Here is a 20,569-nt window from a genome sequence, read left to right on the forward strand (position 1 = left end):
GCGGCTACTCGCAGCGGTTCGCCTCGTGCCGGCAGTCATGGCCGGAACGGTCCAGCTCCAGCTGGTAGAGGGACTGGAGGGCCTCGTTCTCCAGGGACACCCCCACCCGCCGGGGGCCTGTCCCCGGCTCGTTCAGGATGATGTCCACCCTCTCCAGGGTCCGCTGGGGCGCGGGGTCGGCCGGGGCCGCCACCACGTCCCGCTTGCTGAAGCGCCGCCAGGTGCCGCTCCCGCTACCCCCGGCCGCCGCCGTGTAGAAGCCCTCGGCGCAGTTGGCCGCCCCTCCCACGAAGCCCGCCTGGTAGACGCGCGCGCTGTGGTTGCCCGAGGCCGAGCACATGCCGCTGGCCGCCCCGGCCTCGAAGCTGTTCCACACCACGCACCCGTTGACGATGGCCGTGCCGCTGCCCGTCTGCTCGCGGGAGGCCCCGTACCGCACGTACCAGCCCGCCTCCAGGGAACCGGCTTCCTTCGCCCCCGTCGTCACCTGCCCGTTGGCGTCGAACTGGGACACGTCCATCAGCTTGTCGTCCGTCAGCAGGCCCGCCTCGTACGTGGAGGCCTCCATGTCGGTGTCGAAGGTGCGTGCCTTCTTCACCCCGTAGCTCCAGAAGCCGTAGAAGCGGTGGGGGCTGGTGGCCGGCAGTGGCTTTGTCGCCGCGAGCTGCGTCCAGTCGTTCCTCGTCACCCGGCAGCCCCAGGACGTGCCCGTGCCATCGCAGGTGTACTCCACCTGGCCCGAGGCACTCGCCGTACACCCGTTCTTCGCGTCGTAGTCCCAGGCCAGTGACACCTTCGTCGCGCCGCAGGTCGCACCGGCCGTGTCCGGCGGGGTCGCACGACTGGTGTACGCGTAGTCGTCATAAGTGGTGGTGGAGCTCCAGGCCGTCGAGCCCCCGCGCTCCACGGTGACGGTCTGGCTCGCCCGGCAGCCGAGCTGCGCGCACCCCAGCGGGTTGGAGAGCCGGCACGTCGTCCCTCCGCTCTCCGCGAGGTTGTAGCGGTCCCCCGTGCCCACGAAGGTGCGCAGGTAGCCCGTGTCCGGCTGCACCGTGTTGGAGGTCATGTAGCTGAAGGAGGGCCGCACCGTGTCCGGGCCCGAGGCCTTCACCTGGAAGGCGCGGGCCGCGAACCAGTTGCCCACCCGTCCCTCCGGCGTGCGCTCCCCGGGCTCCCAGAAGCGCACCGTCCATACCTGGCCGCCGTAGTCCGCCACCGTCGCGGTGTCGAAGAGCAGGTCCCCATCCGGCTTCGAGCTGAGCTCGCCGCCGATGTCCATCATCGCCACGCTGGCCGCGAAGGGATGGCGCAGGTGCTCGGAGCGCGCGCTCCCGTCGCCGTGGAAGAAGCTCCACAGCGTCTCGCCCGTCTTCATGTCCACCATGGCCAGGCCCCGGCCCCGGCTGAGCGAGCGGTCATAGCCACCATTGAGGAACACGACCCACTCCTCCCGGGCCGCCTTGCCATCCACGCTCCAGGGTCCCTCCGGGTCCGCCAGGGCCACGGGTCCGATGGGCGGAGGACGGGGCGCGAAGTGGCCATCGCTCTCGCCCAGTTGCAGCGCGAGCGCGTCGCACGGCTGGGGCCACATCCACAGGAAGTCCCCCTTCTGGTTCGGCGCGCGCCCCGGCTGATTCGCGCCCGGGCTGGGCAGCAGCGCCGTCAGGTCCAGCGCGAAGCGGTGCACCCCGCCCGTGCCCGAGCCCACCACGGCCACGGTGCGGAACTCGCTGGCCTGCTTCACTCCGTCCGCCACCGCGTCTCCGGCTGTCCCCACGCCGTCCAGCCAGACCTCGCGCACCATGGGCGTGCCGTCCACGAACCAGCCATGCTTGCCCAGCTTGGGCAGCAGCTTCGGCAACAGGTCCGGCGGGACGAAGGCCCAGAGCTCCTCGCCCGTGCCCTCGTCGTGCTGGGTCAGCCCGGTGAGCGGGTCCTCCCCCGAGCGGCGCCCGTTGTGGATGGCGTGCAGCATGCCGCCGTTGGAGCCCACCAGCACCACCCGGTCGCGCTCCTTGTGGAGCGACACGTACTCGTCATACGCGTCGTGCGTGCGGCCCGTGCCCGGCTCCTCGTACTGTTTCCGCTCCGTGCGGCCGGCGAAGAGCGTCTGCAGGCACTGCTGCGAGAAGCCGCAGAAGGCTCGGGGCATGGGGGGCTCCACGTTCTGCGGCGCCGAGTGGAAGATGTCGTGCAGCAGGAAGGGCCGGTCGAAGTCGCGCCGGGCCTTGTCCGGGTTCAGCACGTCCGCGCCCCGGTAGTAGCGGATGACGGCGCGGGCGCAGTCGTCCGGCCCCAGCTTCTCGCCGGCCACCGTGCACCCGCCGTCGCCGATGCCCAGGGACTCGCGCAGGAGGGCGGCGTTCGCCTCGGTGAATTCCACCGGCGTGTCGTTGGCGTCGAGGCGCCCGTCCGGGTTCCCCTGGGGGCCCCCATTGTCCACGAGGGTGTAGAGGTCGCGCGTCTTCCACCGCTGGGTCGGCGCCGCCGTGGCCTTGAGCTTCTGGCCCGCCTCCCAGAAGGGCCTCGCCGGTTGCAGCCGGTCCTTCACCTTCACGAAGTCGCCCAGCTCGTCCTCCACCACGGCGTCGCCGTCCGCGTCGATGAGGTGGACGTCCTCGCAGTCCTTGTCCCCGTTGAGGTCCTTCGGGTCCGAGCCGCTGGCCGCCTGCTCCGGCGCGCAGCCGAGCAGCAGCTCCGAGGCGAGCTTGTAGCGGTACAGGTAGCCGCGCCACGGCTCGTCCCGGTCCCGGCCTGGACGCAGGCGGGGCACCAGCGTGCCCCCCGCGCCGCTCAGCTGCATGCCGGACACGGACGCCGTCGCGAAGGACGTGGCGCGCCGGTCCACGTTGGCGATGATGTCCTGCAGCGCCTTCCTCAGCCCCGCGCCATCATTGGCCGAGTGGTAGAGCCCGCCTCCCACGCGCGCGGCGTTCTTGAGGATGTTGGCGTTCACCCCGAAGCCGATGGCGTGGATGGTGAGGCTCTGCTGGCCGCCGGTGTCGAAGTCGCCCACCACGGCCGGGTTGCCGCGCTGCAGGTCCTGCGTGGCGAGCAGCTTCGCCACGTCATCCAGCTTGTGCTGCGCGTCCTCCGGGCACGGCTCCGTCGCGGGACACGTCACCGGGCCGCCGTTGAGGCGTTCGAGGGCGGCGGCCGGGACGTGGTCGTCGGCGCTCGGCTCGCCGTCCGTGACGATGACGATGGAGGTGGCCTGGCAGCCCCAGCACCAGCTGCGCTCGGGGCGGGCGAGGGCCGCGTTCTGGAAGCCACTCTTGAGGTAGCTGGCGTCGAAGCCGAAGGTGTCCGTGTAGAGGCTGTTGTCCGAGGAGAAGTACTGCCCGAGATTGAGCAGCGACTCGGCCAGCGGGGTGGCGGCCTTGAAGCGCAGCGCGTCCACCGCGGCCAGGTAGTGGGTGCGCGCGGTCTCGAAGGCGTTGGGGTCCGCGCGGAGCTGGTCGCACGTGGGGCCCTGCGGCAGGGACATCAGCGCGCCGTGCACCGTGTTGTCCGCGTCGAAGGAGCTGAGGCCCACGCGCACCCGCCGCATGTCCTTCAGGATGGACTTGAGCGTGGCCTTGGCCGTCACGTACTTGGGCGGGTTGAAGTTGAGGAAGCGGCCCGTGAAGACGTAGGTGAGGCGCCTCGGATCGTTCCCTGGCTTCGAGCCCGTGGCCCCCGGCCGCTTGTAGAAGCCCTTCTGCTGGAGGCACGAGAGGCACGCGTCGTAGCCCACCCGCGTCGGGTCGCTGGACGCCGGGTGCTGGTACGCGCAGGCGTCCTCCTTCGAGTTCCACTGGAAGGCCGGAGCGTTGAGGTCCTCCCAGAACATGTACGCGTAGAGCTTGTCGTCGCTGAACAGGGTGGGGTGGTCCGGGTCCGGCACCGGGTAGGCGACGTTCGGGTTCCACCCATTGGCGGCCTCCACCGCGAGCAGGTCCGGCTGCGTGCAACCATCCCCGGAGGCGAAGAAGGCCTCGTGGTTGCCCTCGTCCACCTGGGGCAGCTCGCGCATGGAGGCCGAGGTGTCGATGAGGAAGTGCACGTTGGGCGGCGTGCTCTCGCTCGTGAAGAAGCGCTCGTCGCCGGTGAGGTCCTCACCGCGCAGGGCCTCGGCGGCCAGCGAGGTGGTGAGCTGGCAGCAGGCGGCCTTCGGCGTGGACTCCTCCGGACGGGCGAGCGCGGGAGCGAGCAGGAGCGCGGTGATGGACACGCGGCGGAGATGGCTCCAGGCATTCATGGGGGGATTCCTCGGGGGGTTACTGCAAGCCGACACGGACGACGAACTCGACCTCGCGCTCGGGGCCGCCGGGGTACTCCTGGCAGAGGGCCGTGACGGAGTACCAGTAGGCGCCCTCGGTCGCGTCGCCGAGGGTGTTGCTGATGTCGCGGGCCGAGTCGCGCGAGGCGCCCACGGCATTGGCGGGCAGGCGCTCCACGTTCGTCAGCGTGGGGGCGGGCGCGTCCCCCGGAGCGGGTGCCGCGGGCGTGCCGGTGAAGTGACCCGCGCGGATGATGCCCTGGCCATACGCATCGGCGAGCTGCACCTGGGCGGCGCTGCCCGGGGTGAGCACCCGCAGGCGCGCGAGGAACAGGTTGCGAGCCGCCTGGGTGCAGGCCGAGAGCGCGTCGTCGCGCGTCTGGAGCACCGCGGCGTTGCGCTCGGTGCCGGTGAAGGTGATGGCCCCCGCCACCAGCAGGGTGGCGAGGACCACGACGAGGAGCGCCATCACGAGGGCCATTCCCCTCGGGGCCGTGGAACGGGGACGCATGGGCTCAACCTCCTCCCGGTTGGACGGGGATGAACTGGGAGCGCATCAACAGGTTCTTGGGGGCGATGGCCTCGCGCAGCACGGCGCGGGTGAAGCCGCCCCCGCGCGGGTCGAAGGCGCTGGCGGGCGCGGTGCCCAGGTTCTCGAGCTGGCGCCAGGACGTGGTCCCCGTGGGGAGCGCGGGGCCCTCGGCGCCCGGGGCGCCCGGGGTGAGCACGTCGTCTCCCTCGCGCTGCGTGTCCGGCCGGGTGCTGCGCGCCACCAGCGTGAGCCGGACCTGGCGGATGTTGGCCGGGTGCGAGGTGAGGCGCCGCGGCGAGGCGTACGCGTCGTTCAGCCGGGGCCTGTCCGTGCCGGGCGTCTCGGTGTGCCACGTCTCGCCCCAGGGCACGGTGTCGTCCACGCCCACGAGCGGCGGCGTGTTCTTCCCCAATGCATTGAGGATGTAGGCCACCTGGAGCTGCTCGATGCCCACGGCGATGGGCGTGGCGTCGGCCCCGTCGATGCGCCCGTCCCCGTTGATGTCCACGCCCCGGTGCTGCATGAGGTAGGGCGTGGCGCCGGGAGTGGCCGGGTCTCCGTCGTCATCGAAGGAGGCGACGTAGAAGCTGGTGCGCTCCACCTTCACCACCACCGGCGACTCGCCGTCGTGGAAGCAGGCATCTCCCAGCGCGTCGTGCTCGCGGAAGAGGGCGCCCGGAGGCCCCGCGGGCGAGTCCACCGGAGCGGCGGTGGTGTCCAGCCGCACCGAGGTGGCCTTCGCGGGCGCCGTCTCTCCCACCGTCACGTAGGCGTAGCGGATGGCGCCCGGGCAGAGGACGAGCAGGATTTCTCCCTTGCGAAGAGGCCGCTCGAGCGCCTTGTCGAAGCGCAGGTAGTCCGAGCCCACCTCGGTGGCGAGGCGCCGGAAGTGCAGGGAGCGCGCGTGGACGGTGAGCCCGTCCGGGTAGCCATCGACGCGCGCATCGCCGGCCGCGTCGTAGGAGTCATAGGCGAGGATGGCCCGGTCCGGGTCCACGCCATACCCCGCGTTGCGCACGTGGTGCTCCAGGAAGCCCAGCGCCTGCCGGACGCTGGACTGCACCGCGCGGCGGCTCGCGTGGGCCTGGTACTGCGAGGCCTGCGAGATGAAGACGAGCCCGATGCCCGCGAGCACCACCGCGCCCACCGCGGTGCCGACGAGCAGCTCGACCAGCGTGAATCCCCGAGGGCCCCGACGCGCGCGCATGCTCAGATCTCCGGGATGGCCGCGGCGCCCCGGCCGATGGCCTGGGGGTTGAACTTCACCGCCCAGACATCCACCTGCTTGAAGCCGCCCGCCGTGGTGGGGAAGCGCACCATGACCAGGATGCGGCGGGCCTCGGTGCCGCCGTCCGCGTCCTTCACGGGGGCCACCCGCCATGCCACCTCGTAGGTGGCCTCCGCGCCCACGGTGGCCTGCGCCGCGCCGAGCAGCGGGCGCGCCCCGACGAGCGCCACCGCGTCCGAGAGCTTCACCCGCCCATCCGCCTCGTCGAAGCGCGCGAAGCGCGGGTCCGCCGGGTCGATGGTGCTCTCGGTGGACAGCAGCTCGTGGTCGAAGGGCAGGCGCTCGAAGGCATCCACCAGGTCCCGGGCCACCTTGCTCGCGGTGGACTGGCGCCGCGCCAGCCCGTTCTGCTGGCTGGCCAGCACGTTCATGTGCAGCACGCCCAGCAGGCCGATGGAGAAGACGGCGAGTGCCGCCATGGCCTCGACGAGGCTGACGCCACGGGCGCTCGGGACACGAGAAGACGGAGACATGGTGACGGTCCTCCTAGAAGACACGGATGGCTCCGGCCGGCGCTGCGATGACCACCCAGCGGGGCGAGCCGGACTGGCCCCCGCCCGAATCGGTGGCGAAGGCGACGACACCGCCCGCCTCGGCGCCGCCCGTCATCACCTGCACGGTGCCATCGGGAGAGAAGCGGATGACCCCGCGCGCTCCGCCGGTGCCCTCGGTGCAGAAGGAGCATCCGCCGAGCAGCCGGCCCGAGCCGGACGAGGTGAGGGGAATGGAGGAGAAGGGGGCGGGCAGCGTCCGGAGCCCCGAGCCGGAAGCGCCGAGGTCCAGGAAGCCCAGGCCGCCCTCGTCGGACAGCCGCAGGCGCTCGTGCAGGACGCCTCCGACGGTGGAGATGTCCGTCACGTCCTCACTGGCCCAGTTGTAGGCGCCGAGCGCATCCGCGCGCTCCAGCAGCGAGACGCCGAACGTGGTGCCGTCATCGTGGAAGACGACGTAGTGCGGCACGCCCATGCTGGTGGCGCGCATCTGTGCGGCCGTGTACAGCGCCCCCACCTCGAAGGCGGCATTGCTCACGCGCACACGCGCGGTGCCATGGAACACCGCCACCCCCGCGAGCGTCACGAGGACGCCGAGGATGGCGACCACGACCATCACTTCCACGAGGGTGAAGCCTGCGGAGCGGGACCGGACGGACACGCGGAGGACTCCTTCCGCCCGCCTGCCTGTGCAAAGCGCGGCCCACCCGTACCGCGGGGCTGGGATGACCTGTGCAAGTCCTCGGAACGAGGGGGAACGTCTCTATCCCGCGTGACCGCCGGAGTTACCTCGGACTGGCCTTTCTACCGGAAGGGAATTTCCCATCTTGTAACCATTGCAAGCCTGCCTGCCCGGGATGGGGGACGCTCCGGCCACGATGGCTCCTCGTGAGACGTCGTGGACGGAGCTGGGCGGGATTCAGGGGGATTGTCGTTCAGTAGGCGGGACCCTCGTCCTTGTCCGAGGGGAACTTGAGGGTGACGAAGACGGGGTCGCACTCGTCCTTGTCCGAGGGGTACTTCTTGGTCTGCACGGGGCGGCCACCCGCGGCCTGCTCGAGCTCCTGCGCGTCCAACAGACGCGCGAAGAACGGCTTCTTGCCCTGCAGCGGTGCCTTGCCCGATGCCTTCTTCTTCATGTCCAGACTCCATATGGCCTGCCGGCCGGTGGGGGGGTTCATGAGCAACCGCCGCCGCTCGCCGTGACGGGCACTTCGAGTGCGTCAATTACTCAATGGAGTTCGAGTGCCCTGGATTCGAATGTCACGGAGCCAACCCGGCACGCTCCCCCGCTCGCCCGGCGGTGGAAAAAGAGGGTGGCGTATTTTCTGACCATCGGTTAGTTTTTGGTGTGTCGGTCGAAAACCACAAGGAGCCTCGTCATGTTGCGCCCCCTCTCCAATGACCTCTTCGTCCTGGATGTGCCCTTCCGAATGAAGGGCTTCGACCTGGGCGGAAGAATGACGGTGGTGCGCCTGCCGGACGGCGGCCTGTGGCTGCACTCGCCCGTGAAGCTGGATGCCGCCGTGCGCCAGGCCGTGGATGCCGTGGGGCCGGTGCGCTTCCTGGTGGCGCCCAACATCATGCACCACCTGTCGCTCGGGGACTGGGCCGCCGCATACCCATCGGCCCGGGTGCTCGCGCCCGCGGGTCTGCGCGCCAAGCGCAAGGACCTGCGCATCGACGTGGAGCTGTCGGACGTGATGGACGTGGGCCAGTCGCCCACCCTCGAGCTGCTCCTCGCGCACGGTGTCCCCAAGCTGGAGGAGTTCGCCTTCCTGCACCGCCCCAGCCGCACCCTGCTGCTCACCGACCTGGCCTTCAACATCCACGACTCGTCCTCGTGGCTGACGCGCAACTATCTGAAGCTGTGCGGCGCCTACGGGCGGCTGGCGCCCACCTGGCTGCTCAAAACCATGGTGAAGGACAAGGCCGCGCTGCGGGCCTGGCGCGACCGGGTGCTCTCGTGGGACTTCGACCGCGTGGTGCCGTGTCACGGCCAGGTGCTCGAGCGCGGTGGCAAGGAGGCGATGCGGGATGCCTTCGCGTGGCTCTAGGCGCTCGACACCCCGCGACCCCCGTGGGACGGAGTCTCCCGAGGCCCTGCGCGAGGCTCGCAAGGCGCGGCGCCAGGAGAACCGGCGCGCGGTGCTGCTGGAGGCCGCTCGCGAGGTGCTCGCGAAGCAGGGCGTCGGCGGGCTGACCATGGAGGCCGTGGCCGCGGCGGCGGACGTCAGCAAGCCCGCCGTCTTCTACTACTTCCGCACCAAGGAGGAGCTGGTGGGCGCGCTCGTCGCCGAGCAGCACGCCGCCGAGGTCGCGGTGCTGGAGACGGCCATCGCCGCCGCGCCCACCGGTGTGGAGGCGCTCGTGGCGCTGCTGCGCGCCAAGGTGGACTTCTACGCCGACGACCTGGACGCCTTCCGCGTGGCCTACCTCTGGCCGCAGCTCATCGGCATTCCTCCCGAGGTGATGCTCGAGCGCGTGTACCCGGCCAGTCAGCGGGTGAATGACGCGCTCGAGGCCCGTTTGAAGGAGGATGCCCGCGCGGGCCGGCTCGCCCCTGGCTTCGAGCCCCGCCGGCTCGCCAACCTCGCGTGGACCACCGCTCATGGGCTGCTGTCGCTCGTGGCCGGGATGGAGCAGGTGGGAGGCGCGACACGGCACACGCTCACCCAGCTCCGCGATGAGGCCTGTGTGTTGCTGCGGCGCGCTGGAATCGGGGGAACACCCTCACCCTAGCCCTCTCCCAGAGGGAGAGGGGACATCCACGGGTGCATGCCTGGTTGCTCTCCGGCCTGACTCGGATGGGCGGGAAGACGGTCCAACTGATTGCTGCGATGATCCGCCCCCCATCCCATGCGACTCGACCGACTTCTCGCCGGCCTGTTTCTCGCGACCCCCATCGCGTGCGCATCCTCCCCCGCTCTCCGCGCCGACTCGGCTCCGGTGACGATCGCGGCTCCCGCCTCCCTCGCGAGCCCCGCGGCTCTCCGGAGCGAGGACGACCTCCGGGTGATGACCTTCAACATCCAGTCCGGCCGTCACGGTCTGGACAAGGTGGCCGAGACCATCCGCTCCGCCTCGCCCGACATCGTCGCCCTCCAGGAGGTCGATGTCGGCTCGGTCCGCGCCAATGGGATGGATCAGCCCGCCGAGCTGGCCCAGCGCACCGGTCTGCCCTATTACGCCCACTTCCGCACCACCTCCCTGTATGGCGGTGACTACGGTGTGGCGCTCATCTCCCGCTTCCCGCTGGAGTCCGTGGAGCAGCACCCGCTGCCCGTGGAGCCCGGCACCGAGCCGCGCACCGTGGCCCGCGTCCTCATGAAGGTGAACGGGCAGGAGGTGAGCATCTACGTCACCCACCTCACCCGCCGCCCCTTCAACGGCGCCGTCCGCATGCGCCAGAGCGCCGCCATCATGAAGCTGCTGGCCGCCGACCCCCGGCCCAAGCTGCTCATGGGCGACATGAACGACACGCCCGACTCGCGCTCGCTGCTGCTCCTCAAGCGCGAGCTGGTGGACGTGTTCGCCCTGCGCGGCCAGGGCCCCTCGGACACCTACCCGCTGCCCGTCATCCCCAACCTGCGCATCGACTACGTGCTCGCGTGCGACCACTTCATGCCCAGGCACAGCCAGGTGCTGCGCGTGCGCGCCTCCGACCACTTTCCGGTCGTGGCGGATCTCACGCTGCTCGGGCCCGTGAAGGCGCCCACCGTCGAGATGGTGCAGCGCCCGTCGCAGGCCGCTGCGTCCACCACCGGTAGCAAGTAGGCGGCCGGCTCACTCCAACTGCAGGCCGCAGTCGCCGCACGCGCCCTGCACCAGGGGCGCGGCCGTACCGCACGCGGGGCAGGGAAGCTCGCCGTCCTCCGGCACCGCATGGGGCGCCTGGCCCGCCGCCGGGACGAGCCCCTCGCGCTCCAGGCTGTCCAGCCAGCGCCGTTGCAGCAGGCCCGCGACCCGGGACGTGTCCTCGGGGCGCACGAGCACCTGGAACTTCGGCGAGCAGCTCGGCTTGCTACACGCCTCGCGGTGGACGAGCGCGGGCACGCCCTCGGCGAGGCATGCCTCCACCAGCTTCCGGGCATCCGCCAGCTGCGTCTCCACGCATGGCACCAGTTCCGCGTCCGCCAGGGCCTTTTCCGCTTCGTGAGGAGTCATCGGATCCCCAGTGAAGCGCAGCCGGGCGCACGCGTCCATGGTCCTCGAGTGTGGCTCCCGTCCAAACGGAGGGGCGGAGAGCCGCCAGGGCTCCAGGGGGTCCGGTTACCGCCCGGGAGCCGCGGCTGACTCCGGCCCGGCCGAGGCGATGAGCTTCTCCAGGATGCGGAAGAGGGCCCGTCGGTCGCTGGTGTCCAGCTGGCCCAGCAGCCGGTCCATTCCCCGCACCACGGTGCGCTCCAGCTTGCGGTACAGCCGCGTCCCCGAGGCCGTCAGCCGGCAATAGATGACGCGGCGGTCCTCGGGGTAGCGCTCGCGCTGGACATGGCCCTCGCGCTCCAGCCGGTCCACCACCCCGGTGACCGTCTTCTCGGTGATGCCCAGCCGCCGGGCCAGTCCCCCCATGGTCAGTGCCCCGTCCTCGCCCAGCCACAGCAGGGTGTGGATTTGAGGCGCGGTGAGCTGCGTCCGCTCGCACCCGCTGGCGAGCGGATCCCTCAGCGAGTGGAGCCGCCCCAGCGCGAACAGGAGTTGGCGGAACCGGTCGACATCGCCGGTCTTGCCTTCGACCGTGGAGTCATTCCGTGACACGGAGTTTCCTCGTCCAGACCGGACCGGTTCAGGTCCTGGGTGCACCAGCCCCGGTGCGGCGAAATGTTGGCCCGCCCCTTCCGGAAGAGAAGCCACCCGTTCGCGCCAGGGGCTCGGGGACGTGCCCGTCGCGCTGGAGAGCGAGCGTGCATCCGGGCCCGAGGACGTGGCGTCTCCGCGCGGCGTGCTGAAGTTAGGCCCCAGAAACCTTCACGCCGTACATCCAGGAGCGATCATGGACGCCATCGAACTGTTGACGCAGCAGCACGAGGAGGTCAACGACCTGTTCGAGAAGTTCGAGAAGGCCATCGAGAAGGGGGATGACTCGGTGATGGACCTGTTCGCGCGCATCGCGGACAACCTCGCGGCGCACGCGACCATCGAGGAGAAGATCTTCTATCCCAGCGTCTATGTCGGCCCCACGGCGGACAAGCTTCAGGAAGCCGTGGAGGAGCATCTGTCGGTCAAGCGCGTCATCGCCGACCTGCTCGACATGGACCCCTCGGACACGCAGTTCAAGGCCAAGATGAAGGTGCTCCAGGAGCTGGTCGAGCATCACGTGGAGGAGGAGGAGAAGGAGCTCTTCAAGAGCGTGAAGAAGCTGATGACCAAGGAGGAGCTGACGGTCATGGGCGAGGAGCTCGAGGAGCTGTTCTCCGAGCTCATCCAGACCGAGCCGCGCCTGCAGGTGCCCTCCGAGACCGCCGAGGCCCCGCCGCTGGCGTGAGCTTCGGGCAGGGCCGGACGCCCCGCGGGGATGACTCGCGGGGCGTTCGTGTGTCCAGCACCGGGCGTCTGTCCTCGGGGCGGTGCCGCTGACGTAGAGTGCGCTCCCTGGAGGACGACATGCCCCGCAGCCCCATCACCCCCGCGCTCACCCTCTCGCTCGACCGCGCCCGCGCGCACTGGCACTGGAAGCAGGGGCTCGCCGAGCCCCAGAAAGGCAGCATCGAGGAGGTGGTGTCGGCCACCGGCTGGCCACGCACGCTCGGGGGTGTGGACGTGTACCTGGCGGTGCGGGCCCGTATCCCCGGGCTGAAGCGCCAGCAGCTCGACGAGGCCGTGGCGCAGTCCCGGCTGCAGGTAATCCCCGCCGTGCGCGGCTGCATCTACCTCGTGCCGCGCCCGGAGGTGCCGCTCGTGTTGCGGATCGCCGAGGAGCAATACCGCAAGCGCGCCGACCGCGAGCACGAGAAGGCGGGCATCGCCCCCACCGAGCTCGCCGCCGTGGGCGAGGCCGTGCTGAAGGCCCTGCGCAAGGGGCCGCTCTCCACGGACGCGCTGCGCAAGGCGCTCCCCGAGGGCACGGTGCGGAGCCTGGGCGAGAAGGGCAAGAAGCTGGGGCTCTCCTCCACGCTGCCTCCGGCCCTGCGCCACCTCGAGTTCGAGGGCAAGGTGGAGCGCACGCTGGAGGGCGGGCGGCTGGACACCGAGCGCTACCTCTGGCGGCTCCCGGCGAAGAATCCCTTCACCGGCGCGAAGGTGTCCGGCGAGCCCGCGGTGCGGCACGCGCACATCGCCGACATCTTCTTCCGCCAGGCCGGGCCCGCTACCGTGGAGAACTTCACCACCTGGGCCGCGCTCTCCCAACGCGAGGCCCGCGCCGCCATGGAGAAGGTGCCGCTCGTGCCGGTGGCCGTGGAGGGCTTCTCCGACGAGGCCTGGGTGCTGGAGAAGGAGCTGCCGGTGCTCCGGGAAAAGCAGCCAGCCTCCTCCTCCCTCTCCCTGCTTCCTTTCGAGGATGGATACCTCTCCTTCCACGGAGGGCCCGCGCTTCTCACCGACCCCAGGCACCACGCCTTCGAGATTCCGGTGTGGGGCAATACGAAGGGCAGCACGCTCGGCGACGCGCGCCACATGTCCATCCGCTCGCTGTTCGACGGGGACAGGCTGGTGGGCCTCTGGGAGTACGACCCGGATGCCGGCACCGTGGTCTTCGGCACCTTCGACAAGCTGGCCCCCAAGCGCCGCAAGGCCGTCGAGGTGCTCGCCGAGGGCATGGCCACCTTCCTGCGGGAGGACATGGGCCACGCGCGCAGCTTCTCGCTCGACAGCGAGGACACCGTCCGGGGGCGCGCGGCGATCGTCAAGGCACTGTGAGCCACCGGTGGTCCACGGTGGCGAAGCCCGCGAGCAGCTCCCCGGCCAGCCGGGGCCGCGTGGTCTTCTCGGGCCGGCGCAGGTAGTCGTTGAGCACCCGGCCCCGGGCGTCCCGGCGGAGGCTCGGCTGCGTCAGGTGCAGCTTCGAGCGCTTCACGCCTCCGCCCGCGCGGTGCACGAACGTCACCGTGCCATCCGGCTCGACGCGCTCCACCACGCCGATGTGCGTGAGCCCGTCGTTGCGCCGCCCGTCCCGGTTGCGGTCGTACGTCTCCCGGAAGAAGACCAGGTCTCCTGGACGCGGCTGCTCTCGCAGCGCACCCAGCGTGCGCGCCTTGCGGTAGATGGCGGCCACTCCGCCCTCTCCTGGCAGGGTGCGCTCGGGCAGCAGGCTCAACCCCCTCTTTTTGTAGGCGAGGTTGGCCAGGCCGGAGCAGTCGTCGTTCACCGAGCGGCTCACCCTCCTCAACGAGGACAGACCCACCCAGAGCGAGGCGCGGACCACGGCCCGGTTCGCGAGCGACAGGGAGGTGGCGCGGGCGCTCCGGCTCGGAGCGGGCCGGCGCGCGGCCTCGGCTTGCGGCGCCGACAGCAGACCCATCAACAAGGCACACAGCGAAAAAGCACGGTGCATGCCAGAGCCCCACCAGCAACCGGCGTGCCCCTCGCGTTTTCCTGCCGGGATGTCCATCCGGTGACGGAGGGGGTCCCCTCATCTGTCCTGCACGTGGAAGACATCTGCCCAACGTGTTGCTGGGGTGACGTGCTCTAGACTTCGCGATTCATGTGGGACCTGTCGAAAACCTGTCTGTTGTGGTGCTGGTTGCTGGTCGCATGCGCGACCTCGAGTCCCACCGTTCCTGTCAGCAACGAAACGCCCGAGGTCGTGGCCTCCTGGGAAGAGGGCTGCGAGGACGAGCGAAGCGTCGTCCTGCTGTGTCAGGAAGACAGGGAGGAGTGTGGCTTCTTCCTCTGTCGGGAGGTGGTGTCCTCCTTGAATGAGGAGGTGCTGCTGGCGTCCCGGGGTGGGGGACCCATCTACATACCGGGCCCTTCATCCACGTCGCGCGGGTGGAGGAGCCGTCCCGTCGGATGGCCGCGAGGCTCCAGGCCCGTTCTCACCTTCCGCTTCAACCGTCACTTCGACCCCAAGCCTCCGCAGTTCGTTCTCCCTCCGGGGCGTTGGGTGCGGCACCACATCTTTCCCCAGGCGGAAGAGCTCGCTCGGTGGTTCTATCGACAAGGAGTGCCGGACATCCACCAATTCACCATCCTCATCCCCGAGCACGTTCATCTCCGCCTCCACAGCAGAGGACCTCGCGGCGGCCTGTGGAACATGGCATGGCAACAGTTCAAGGACGCCAACCCGAGCGCACCGCCGGAAGCCATCTACCGCCACGCAGGGGAGCTGATGTTCCGTTTCGAGCTGACAGGCCCTGTTGTGCCGTACGCCCGAGAAGGAAGGTGAGAAGATGCCGAAGTTCTATTGGCTCCGGTTTCCCGAGCAATCGCGCTACACGGGCAACCTGAATGCCAGGCACAAGTGGGGTGGATTGCCCGGCGTCCGTTGCCCGGAATGTGGAGCCACGTGGGCTGGGAGCGCAACCGCCTATCCGAGCGCGGATCTGTCATCCCTTCCGCAGCGCGAAGCCTACGCGGAGCCCCGGCCGGAGCCCTTCGATGAATTCGTTCGTCTGCGCGAGCTGGTGCGGCCCCTCGTCCCACCGGGAGCCCAGCTGCTTCCAGGTGCCGAGTTGGGTCCCCTGGTGGGCACGGCTACCGGTACGTTCAGTCCCCTCTTCTTCTATTTCGCGACCATGCCGTTGATGCACCGCGAGGCGTTGGAGCTGCTCCAGGCCGAGGGTGTGCGGGGCCTGCGTGGCTTCCCCACGGAGCTGCGCTTCCGACAGAAAAAGCATCCGGAGCTGTTGGAATTGGAGATCCTGCCTCACGGCAGGCTGCACCCTGACTGCACACCGGAGCGGCCTCCACCCTGTCCTAGATGTGGGCATGACTATTTTACCCGCCCGGATGACCCCATCCTCGAAGCGGCCTCTCTCCCGGCGCACACCGACCTGTTCCGGTTGACCGACTTCGAGACGATGCTCATCGGTACCGAGTGCTTCGTGGAGGCCGTGCGGCACTTGGAATTGGAGGATGTCGACTGTCGCGAACTCCTGCTGCGCTGAGACATGGTCCTTCATGGACCCCCCACTCGGAGGGGTCCCGCTGTGCACCAGGCGACACGTGCGCGCTCCAGGTGGAGATCTACCGTTCAATCTTTTCACCGCGGGTCGCACCCTTGCGGGTGGGTGATTAACCGTCGATCCCACCCCTGCAGGGACGGCGTCGATGAATTCCGCATCAGCTCCAGACTCTTCTCCCGTCATCCGTGCGGTCGAACGACTGCTTCCGCCCCATTACGCCCCGCAGGAGCGGATCATCGGTGCCCTGCGGGACATGTGGGCCACCCGGCACTTCAACATCGAGCGGTTGGAGGAACTGCACCGCTCTGTCCGCGTGGACGGGCGCTTCCTCGCGCTGCCCATCGAGAAGTACCCCTCGCTCGTCACGTTCCAGCAACGCAACGACGCGTGGATCCAGGTCGCCCTGGACCTGGGCGAGGTGGTGGTGCGACAGGCGCTGGAGAAGGCGGGGCTCACGCCCCGGGACGTGGACCACGTCTATTTCGTCACCGTGACGGGCATCGCCACGCCGAGCATCGACGCGCGGCTGATGAACCGGCTGGGCATGCGCCCGGACATGAAGCGCACACCCATCTTCGGGCTGGGGTGCGTGGCGGGCGCGGCGGGCACGGCACGGGCCTCGGACTACCTCCGGGCTTTCAAGGACCAGACGGCGCTGCTCGTCTCCGTGGAGCTGTGCTCGCTGACGCTGCAGCGCGAGGACCTGTCCATCCCCAACATCATCGCCTCGGGACTGTTCGGAGATGGCGCGGCGTGCGTGGTGCTCCAGGGCTCCGAGCGGGCGGCGGCCTCGCCCGGTCCGCGCATCGTGGCCACGCGCTCGGTGCTCTACCCCGACACCGAGCGCATCATGGGCTGGGACGTGGTGGACTCGGGCTTCAAGGTGGTGCTGTCCGCCAAGGTGCCGCAGCTCGTGCGCGAGTTCATCCGCCGCGACGTGGATGGCTTCCTCGCCGAGCATGGCCTCTCCCGTGGGGACGTGAAGCACTGGGTGGCGCACACTGGCGGCCCCAAGGTGTTGCAGGCCTTCGAGGAGGCGCTGGAGCTGGCGCCCGACATGCTGGCGCGCTCCTGGGCCTCGCTGCGCGAGGTGGGCAACCTGTCCTCGGCCTCCGTGCTCTTCGTCCTGGGCGACATGCTGGAGTCCGGCACTGCCCAGCCGGGCGACTGGGGGGTGCTGATGGCCATGGGACCGGGCTTCTGCGCGGAACTGGTGCTGCTGCGATGGTGAGCTCCGTCGAGGGATATCTGGGCTTCCTGGGGCTGCTCGCCATCGAGCGGCTCGTGGAGCTGGTGCTGTCCAAGCGCAACGCGGCGCGGGCCCTCGCGCGCGGTGGCACGGAGACGGGCCAGGGCCACTACCGGGTGATGGTGGTCTTCCACTCGCTCTTCCTCGTGGCGTGCGTGGCGGAGGTGCTGGGGCTCTCGCGTCCGTTCTCGGGAGGCGCCGGGTTCGCCGCGCTGGGCGTGGCGCTCGTGGCGCAGGCGCTGCGCTACTGGGCCATCGCGTCGCTGGGCGAGCGCTGGAACACGCGCATCATCGTGGTGCCGGGCCTGCCGCCGGTGACTCGGGGGCCGTACCGGTACCTGCGCCATCCCAACTACGTGGCGGTGGTGCTGGAGCTGGCCGCCGTCCCGCTCATCCACGGCGCGTGGGTGACGGCCCTCGTCTTCTCCCTGGGCAATGCCCTGCTGCTCCGGGTGCGCATCCGCGCCGAGGAGGAGGCACTGGGCGCGGCCTACGCCAAGGCCTTCGCGGGCAGGCCCCGCTTCATCCCGGAGGTGCACCGTGGTTGAGAACGAGCTGGCCGTCCTCGCGGAGATCCGCCGCATCGTCTCCCAGGAGCTGGATTGGAGGGGGGCGGTGGAGCCCTCGCACCACCTGATGAAGGACCTGCAGCTGGACAGCCTGGGGCTGACGGTGCTGGCGGTGGAGCTGGAGAACCGCTTCCGCATCCGTCTGTCCGTGGAGGACTCGGTGGGGGTGAGCACCGTGGAGGACCTCATGCGGCTGGTGGCCTCGCGGACCGCCGAGGAGTCGCGGGCCTCGTGCGCGGGAGGCGCGCCATGAAGGGCCCGGCGCTGCCGGCGCTGAAGCATGCCACCCTCACCGACGCGCTGGCCGCCGTGGCACGGACCCGGCACTGGCTCGTCTTCGTGGACTCGGCCGAGCGCGAGACGTCCATGCCCTGGGCGGAGGTGTACGCGCGGGCCCGGCGCACCGCCGCGGGACTGAGGCGCCTGGGCGTATCTCCCGGGGAGCGCGTGGCGCTGCTGCTGCCCACCTCGCCGGGCTTCATGGATGCCTTCTTCGGCGCGCTGCTGGCGGGCGCGGTGCCGGTGCCGCTCTACCCGCCGGTGCGGCTGGGACGGCTGGACGAGTACCACCGCTCCACCGCGCGCATGCTGGAGGTGTCGGGCGCGGTGGTGGTGCTCACGGACTCGAAGGTGCGGCTGCTGCTGGGCGAGTCCGTGGCCGCGGCTCGCCCGAGGCTCGGCTGTCACACGGTGGAGGAGGTGTCCCGCGCGGAGGGCGACCTGGCGGTGCCCGCGACTCCCGACGCGCTCGCCCTCATCCAGTTCTCCTCGGGCTCGACGGTGGACCCGAAGCCGGTGGCGCTCGGCCACGGGGCCCTGGTGGCGCAGCTCATGGCGCTGGAGGCGGAGCTGCCGCCTCCGTCGGACCGGGTACCGGTGGGCGTGTCCTGGCTGCCGCTGTACCACGACATGGGCCTCATCGGCTGTCTGCTGTTGGCGGCGTACTACCCGGGCAACCTGGTGCTGATTCCTCCCGAGGTGTTCCTCACGCGCCCGGCGCTGTGGCTGCGCGCGCTGTCGCGGCACCGCGGCTTCGTCTCGCCCGCGCCCAACTTCGCCTACGGGCTGTGCCTCAAGCGGGTGAAGGATTCGGAGATGGAGGGCGTGGACCTCTCCGGTTGGAATCACGCGCTCAATGGCGCGGAGCCGGTGTCGGTGGAGACGCTGCGCCGCTTCGTCGAGCGCTTCTCCCGGTGGGGCTTCCAGGCGGGAGCGCTGCGGCCCGTGTACGGCCTGTCCGAGACCTCCCTGGCCGTCACCTTCCCTCCGGCGGGCAGAGGGCCTCGCGCGTTGGGCGTGGACGCGAAGGTGCTGGCCACGGAGCGGCGCGTGGTGGAGGGCTCGCGCGAGGTGGTGTCCGTGGGGCGTCCGGTGGCGGGCTTCGAAGTCCAGGTGCGCGACGAGCTGGGCCGCGAGGTGCCGGAGCGGCGCGTGGGGCGGGTGTTCGTGCGAGGGCCCTCGGTGATGGCGGGCTACTTCGGCCACCCGGAGGCGACGGCGAACGTGCTGGACGCCGAGGGCTGGCTGGACACGGGGGACCTGGGCTTCGAGGCGCACGGAGAGCTGTTCCTCACGGGCCGCGTGAAGGACGTGGTCATCATCCGTGGCGCCAACCACGCGCCCCAGGAGTTCGAGGAGTGCCTGGAGGCAGTGGAGGGCCTGCGCACGGGCTGCGCGGTGGCGCTGGGCTTCACGCCCGAGGGAGAGCAGGACGAGGCCCTGCTGATTCTCGCCGAGCGGGCCCCGGACGCGGCGGGGGAGGGCCTGGAGGAGCGGATCCGCGAGGCGGTGCTGGCGGGCACGGGCGTGCGCGCGCACACGGTGGAGGTGCTGGAGCCGGGAACGCTGCCGCGCACCTCGAGCGGGAAGCTGCGCCGGGGCGAGGCGCTGCGGCGCTACCTGGCGGGCGAGCTGACCGCGCCGAGGAAGGTGGGGACGGTGGGGCTGGCGGTGGAGATGGCGAAGAGCGCGCTGGCCTTCGTCCGGGCGGGACGCGAGGGGTGAGCGCCTGGGACGTGGCGGTGGTGGGCGGTGGCCCCGCGGGACTGGCGGTGGCCCTCACCACGGCGAGGCGGGGACTGCGCACGGTGGTGCTGGAGCGTGCCACCGTGCCTCCGGACAAGGCGTGTGGTGAGGGGCTGATGCCCTCGGGGGTGGCGGCGCTGGAGCGCTTCGGGGCGCTCGCGCTGCTGGACAAGCGGGAGTGCGCGCCCTTCGTGGGCATCCGCTACGTGCAGGAGGACGGGAGCGGCGCGGAGGGGCGCCTGCCCTCCCCCGGGGGACTGGGCGTGCGGCGGGTGGCGCTGGTGACGGCGATGGCCGCGAGGGCGCGGGCGCTCGGGGTGGAGCTGCGCGAGCGCTGCGCGGTGGTGGGCCAGCGGCGCATGGCGGACGGGTGGGAGGTGGCGACGGCGGAGGGGCCCCTGCGGGCGCGGATGCTGGTGGCGGCGGACGGGCTGGCCTCGCCGTTGCGGCGCGCCGAGGGGTTGGAGTTGGAGGTGGCGGGGCCGAGGCGCTTCGGGCTGCGGCGGCACTTCCGGGTGAAGCCATGGGCACCCTTCGTGGAGGTGCACCTGTCCGAGGGCGTGGAGGCCTACGTGACACCAGCTGGAGAGGAGCGGGTGGGGGTGGCCTTCCTCTGGGCGGACGGGCTGGCGGAGCGCATCGGCTTCGAGTCGCTGCTCGCGCGCTTTCCGGTGCTGGCCGAGCGGGTGTCGGGGTTGGAGCCGGACTCGAAGGCGCGGGGGGCGGGGCCGCTGGCGCGGGCGGCGCGGGCGCGGGTGGCGGAGCGGTTCGCGCTGGTGGGGGACGCGGCGGGCTACGTGGACGCGGTGACGGGGGAGGGGTTGTCCCTGGCCTTCACGTGCGCCGAGGCGCTGGGAAACCTGTTGCCCGATGCCCTGGCGAAGGGCGCGACGCGCGAGTCCCTGCTGCCCTACGAGCGGGTGTTCCAGCGGGCGTTCCGCAAGTACGCGTGGCTGACGCGGAGCATGTTGCTGCTGGCGGGCACGCCAGGGCTGCGCCGGCCGCTGGTCCGCTGGCTGGGCAGGAGCCCGCGTGTCTTCGAGCTCCTCCTGGCCCACGCCATCGTGTAGCGCGCGATGTTCCGGGCTG

General features: G+C 70.7%; 21 protein-coding genes. 12 read left to right on the forward strand and 9 right to left on the reverse strand.

Annotated features, from left to right (window positions below; genetic code table 11):
• Positions 1-4: 4 nt before the first annotated feature.
• The 6 genes from JRI60_RS06240 to JRI60_RS06265 form a co-directional block, all read right to left on the reverse strand.
• Positions 5-4,240 (reverse strand): pilus assembly protein PilY, encoded by a 4,236-nt coding sequence (locus JRI60_RS06240; RefSeq protein WP_204224938.1) that lies wholly within the window; start codon positions 4,238-4,240, stop codon positions 5-7.
• A 19-nt stretch (positions 4,241-4,259) separates the two neighbouring features.
• Positions 4,260-4,772 carry a hypothetical protein gene (locus JRI60_RS06245; RefSeq protein ID WP_204224939.1) on the reverse strand — a complete coding sequence of 171 codons (513 nt, stop codon included), beginning with the start codon at positions 4,770-4,772 and terminating at the stop codon, positions 4,260-4,262.
• A gap of 4 nt (positions 4,773-4,776) precedes the next feature.
• Positions 4,777-6,000 carry a prepilin-type N-terminal cleavage/methylation domain-containing protein gene (locus JRI60_RS06250; RefSeq protein WP_204224940.1) on the reverse strand — a complete coding sequence of 408 codons (1,224 nt, stop codon included), beginning with the start codon at positions 5,998-6,000 and terminating at the stop codon, positions 4,777-4,779.
• A gap of 2 nt (positions 6,001-6,002) precedes the next feature.
• The gene (locus JRI60_RS06255) at positions 6,003-6,554 is read right to left on the reverse strand and encodes a type IV pilus modification PilV family protein (protein WP_204224941.1); all 552 of its coding nucleotides are present in this window, start codon (positions 6,552-6,554) and stop codon (positions 6,003-6,005) included.
• Between the two features lie 13 nt (positions 6,555-6,567).
• Entirely contained in the window at positions 6,568-7,233 is a 666-nt protein-coding gene (locus JRI60_RS06260) for a prepilin-type N-terminal cleavage/methylation domain-containing protein (protein ID WP_204224942.1), read from the reverse strand.
• Between the two features lie 274 nt (positions 7,234-7,507).
• Entirely contained in the window at positions 7,508-7,711 is a 204-nt protein-coding gene (locus JRI60_RS06265; protein WP_204224943.1) for a microviridin/marinostatin family tricyclic proteinase inhibitor, read from the reverse strand.
• 243 nt (positions 7,712-7,954) lie between these two features.
• Here JRI60_RS06265 and JRI60_RS06270 point away from each other — a divergent pair, with 243 nt between their 5' ends.
• From JRI60_RS06270 to JRI60_RS06280, 3 genes are all read left to right on the forward strand, one after another.
• Positions 7,955-8,629 (forward strand): DUF4336 domain-containing protein, encoded by a 675-nt coding sequence (locus JRI60_RS06270; RefSeq protein WP_204224944.1) that lies wholly within the window; start codon positions 7,955-7,957, stop codon positions 8,627-8,629.
• Positions 8,610-9,314: a TetR/AcrR family transcriptional regulator gene (locus tag JRI60_RS06275; protein ID WP_204224945.1), complete on the forward strand. Its 705-nt coding sequence runs from the start codon at positions 8,610-8,612 to the stop codon at positions 9,312-9,314. The genes JRI60_RS06270 and JRI60_RS06275 overlap by 20 nt, the downstream gene beginning before the upstream one ends.
• Positions 9,315-9,431: 117 nt before the next feature.
• The gene (locus JRI60_RS06280; protein ID WP_204224946.1) at positions 9,432-10,349 is read left to right on the forward strand and encodes an endonuclease/exonuclease/phosphatase family protein; all 918 of its coding nucleotides are present in this window, start codon (positions 9,432-9,434) and stop codon (positions 10,347-10,349) included.
• A gap of 9 nt (positions 10,350-10,358) precedes the next feature.
• Here the strand turns inward: JRI60_RS06280 and JRI60_RS06285 are convergent, their stop codons facing one another.
• Both JRI60_RS06285 and JRI60_RS06290 read right to left on the reverse strand, forming a co-directional pair.
• Positions 10,359-10,739, reverse strand: a complete 381-nt coding sequence (locus JRI60_RS06285) for a hypothetical protein (protein WP_204224947.1) — start codon at positions 10,737-10,739, stop codon at positions 10,359-10,361.
• A 105-nt stretch (positions 10,740-10,844) separates the two neighbouring features.
• The gene (locus tag JRI60_RS06290; protein WP_204224948.1) at positions 10,845-11,330 is read right to left on the reverse strand and encodes a MarR family winged helix-turn-helix transcriptional regulator; all 486 of its coding nucleotides are present in this window, start codon (positions 11,328-11,330) and stop codon (positions 10,845-10,847) included.
• A 235-nt stretch (positions 11,331-11,565) separates the two neighbouring features.
• Between JRI60_RS06290 and JRI60_RS06295 the strand changes: the two genes are divergently transcribed.
• Together JRI60_RS06295 and JRI60_RS06300 are read left to right on the forward strand one after the other, a co-directional pair.
• Positions 11,566-12,057, forward strand: coding sequence for a hemerythrin domain-containing protein (locus tag JRI60_RS06295; RefSeq protein ID WP_204224949.1), 492 nt, complete (start codon positions 11,566-11,568; stop codon positions 12,055-12,057).
• Between the two features lie 119 nt (positions 12,058-12,176).
• On the forward strand, positions 12,177-13,430 hold the full coding sequence (locus JRI60_RS06300) for a DNA glycosylase AlkZ-like family protein (RefSeq protein WP_204224950.1): 1,254 nt from the start codon (positions 12,177-12,179) through the stop codon (positions 13,428-13,430).
• Here JRI60_RS06300 and JRI60_RS06305 read toward each other — a convergent pair.
• Complete coding sequence (locus JRI60_RS06305) at positions 13,417-14,064, reverse strand: NlpC/P60 family protein (protein ID WP_204224951.1); 648 nt, start codon at positions 14,062-14,064, stop codon at positions 13,417-13,419. The two genes, JRI60_RS06300 and JRI60_RS06305, sit on opposite strands and share 14 nt — an antisense overlap.
• A 150-nt stretch (positions 14,065-14,214) precedes the next feature.
• Between JRI60_RS06305 and sitA6 the strand changes: the two genes are divergently transcribed.
• The 7 genes from sitA6 (at position 14,215) to JRI60_RS06340 (ending at position 20,550) form a co-directional block, all read left to right on the forward strand.
• The gene (gene sitA6 / locus JRI60_RS55055) at positions 14,215-14,898 is read left to right on the forward strand and encodes a SitA6 family polymorphic toxin lipoprotein (RefSeq protein ID WP_204224952.1); all 684 of its coding nucleotides are present in this window, start codon (positions 14,215-14,217) and stop codon (positions 14,896-14,898) included.
• A gap of 4 nt (positions 14,899-14,902) precedes the next feature.
• Positions 14,903-15,619: a SitI6 family double-CXXCG motif immunity protein gene (gene sitI6 / locus JRI60_RS06315; protein WP_204224953.1), complete on the forward strand. Its 717-nt coding sequence runs from the start codon at positions 14,903-14,905 to the stop codon at positions 15,617-15,619.
• A 163-nt stretch (positions 15,620-15,782) separates the two neighbouring features.
• Entirely contained in the window at positions 15,783-16,868 is a 1,086-nt protein-coding gene (locus JRI60_RS06320) for a type III polyketide synthase (RefSeq protein ID WP_204224954.1), read from the forward strand.
• A complete protein-coding gene (locus JRI60_RS06325) occupies positions 16,862-17,434 on the forward strand; it encodes an isoprenylcysteine carboxyl methyltransferase family protein (protein WP_204224955.1) in 573 nt (190 codons plus the stop codon). Before JRI60_RS06320 ends, JRI60_RS06325 begins: the two co-directional genes overlap by 7 nt.
• Positions 17,427-17,708, forward strand: a complete 282-nt coding sequence (locus JRI60_RS06330; RefSeq protein WP_204224956.1) for an acyl carrier protein — start codon at positions 17,427-17,429, stop codon at positions 17,706-17,708. Before JRI60_RS06325 ends, JRI60_RS06330 begins: the two co-directional genes overlap by 8 nt.
• The gene (locus JRI60_RS06335; RefSeq protein WP_204224957.1) at positions 17,705-19,459 is read left to right on the forward strand and encodes a fatty acyl-AMP ligase; all 1,755 of its coding nucleotides are present in this window, start codon (positions 17,705-17,707) and stop codon (positions 19,457-19,459) included. Before JRI60_RS06330 ends, JRI60_RS06335 begins: the two co-directional genes overlap by 4 nt.
• Positions 19,456-20,550: an NAD(P)/FAD-dependent oxidoreductase gene (locus tag JRI60_RS06340; protein WP_204224958.1), complete on the forward strand. Its 1,095-nt coding sequence runs from the start codon at positions 19,456-19,458 to the stop codon at positions 20,548-20,550. Before JRI60_RS06335 ends, JRI60_RS06340 begins: the two co-directional genes overlap by 4 nt.
• The last annotated feature ends 19 nt before the right edge of the window (positions 20,551-20,569 follow it).

This window comes from Archangium violaceum, assembly GCF_016887565.1.
Classification (GTDB): domain Bacteria; phylum Myxococcota; class Myxococcia; order Myxococcales; family Myxococcaceae; genus Archangium; species Archangium violaceum_B.

Bases quoted from the DNA above. Each gene is read 5' to 3' on its own strand.
- JRI60_RS06240 (WP_204224938.1), bottom strand. From the start codon at position 4,240: ATGAATGCCTGGAGCCATCTCCGCCGCGTGTCCATCACCGCGCTCCTG.
- JRI60_RS06245 (WP_204224939.1), bottom strand. From the start codon at position 4,772: ATGCGTCCCCGTTCCACGGCCCCGAGGGGAATGGCCCTCGTGATGGCG.
- JRI60_RS06250 (WP_204224940.1), bottom strand. From the start codon at position 6,000: ATGCGCGCGCGTCGGGGCCCTCGGGGATTCACGCTGGTCGAGCTGCTC.
- JRI60_RS06255 (WP_204224941.1), bottom strand. From the start codon at position 6,554: ATGTCTCCGTCTTCTCGTGTCCCGAGCGCCCGTGGCGTCAGCCTCGTC.
- JRI60_RS06265 (WP_204224943.1), bottom strand. From the start codon at position 7,711: ATGAAGAAGAAGGCATCGGGCAAGGCACCGCTGCAGGGCAAGAAGCCG.
- JRI60_RS06270 (WP_204224944.1), top strand. From the start codon at position 7,955: ATGTTGCGCCCCCTCTCCAATGACCTCTTCGTCCTGGATGTGCCCTTC.
- JRI60_RS06275 (WP_204224945.1), top strand. From the start codon at position 8,610: ATGCCTTCGCGTGGCTCTAGGCGCTCGACACCCCGCGACCCCCGTGGG.
- JRI60_RS06280 (WP_204224946.1), top strand. From the start codon at position 9,432: ATGCGACTCGACCGACTTCTCGCCGGCCTGTTTCTCGCGACCCCCATC.
- JRI60_RS06285 (WP_204224947.1), bottom strand. From the start codon at position 10,739: ATGACTCCTCACGAAGCGGAAAAGGCCCTGGCGGACGCGGAACTGGTG.
- JRI60_RS06295 (WP_204224949.1), top strand. From the start codon at position 11,566: ATGGACGCCATCGAACTGTTGACGCAGCAGCACGAGGAGGTCAACGAC.
- JRI60_RS06300 (WP_204224950.1), top strand. From the start codon at position 12,177: ATGCCCCGCAGCCCCATCACCCCCGCGCTCACCCTCTCGCTCGACCGC.
- JRI60_RS06305 (WP_204224951.1), bottom strand. From the start codon at position 14,064: ATGCACCGTGCTTTTTCGCTGTGTGCCTTGTTGATGGGTCTGCTGTCG.
- sitA6 (WP_204224952.1), top strand. From the start codon at position 14,215: ATGTGGGACCTGTCGAAAACCTGTCTGTTGTGGTGCTGGTTGCTGGTC.
- sitI6 (WP_204224953.1), top strand. From the start codon at position 14,903: ATGCCGAAGTTCTATTGGCTCCGGTTTCCCGAGCAATCGCGCTACACG.
- JRI60_RS06320 (WP_204224954.1), top strand. From the start codon at position 15,783: ATGAATTCCGCATCAGCTCCAGACTCTTCTCCCGTCATCCGTGCGGTC.
- JRI60_RS06325 (WP_204224955.1), top strand. From the start codon at position 16,862: ATGGTGAGCTCCGTCGAGGGATATCTGGGCTTCCTGGGGCTGCTCGCC.
- JRI60_RS06335 (WP_204224957.1), top strand. From the start codon at position 17,705: ATGAAGGGCCCGGCGCTGCCGGCGCTGAAGCATGCCACCCTCACCGAC.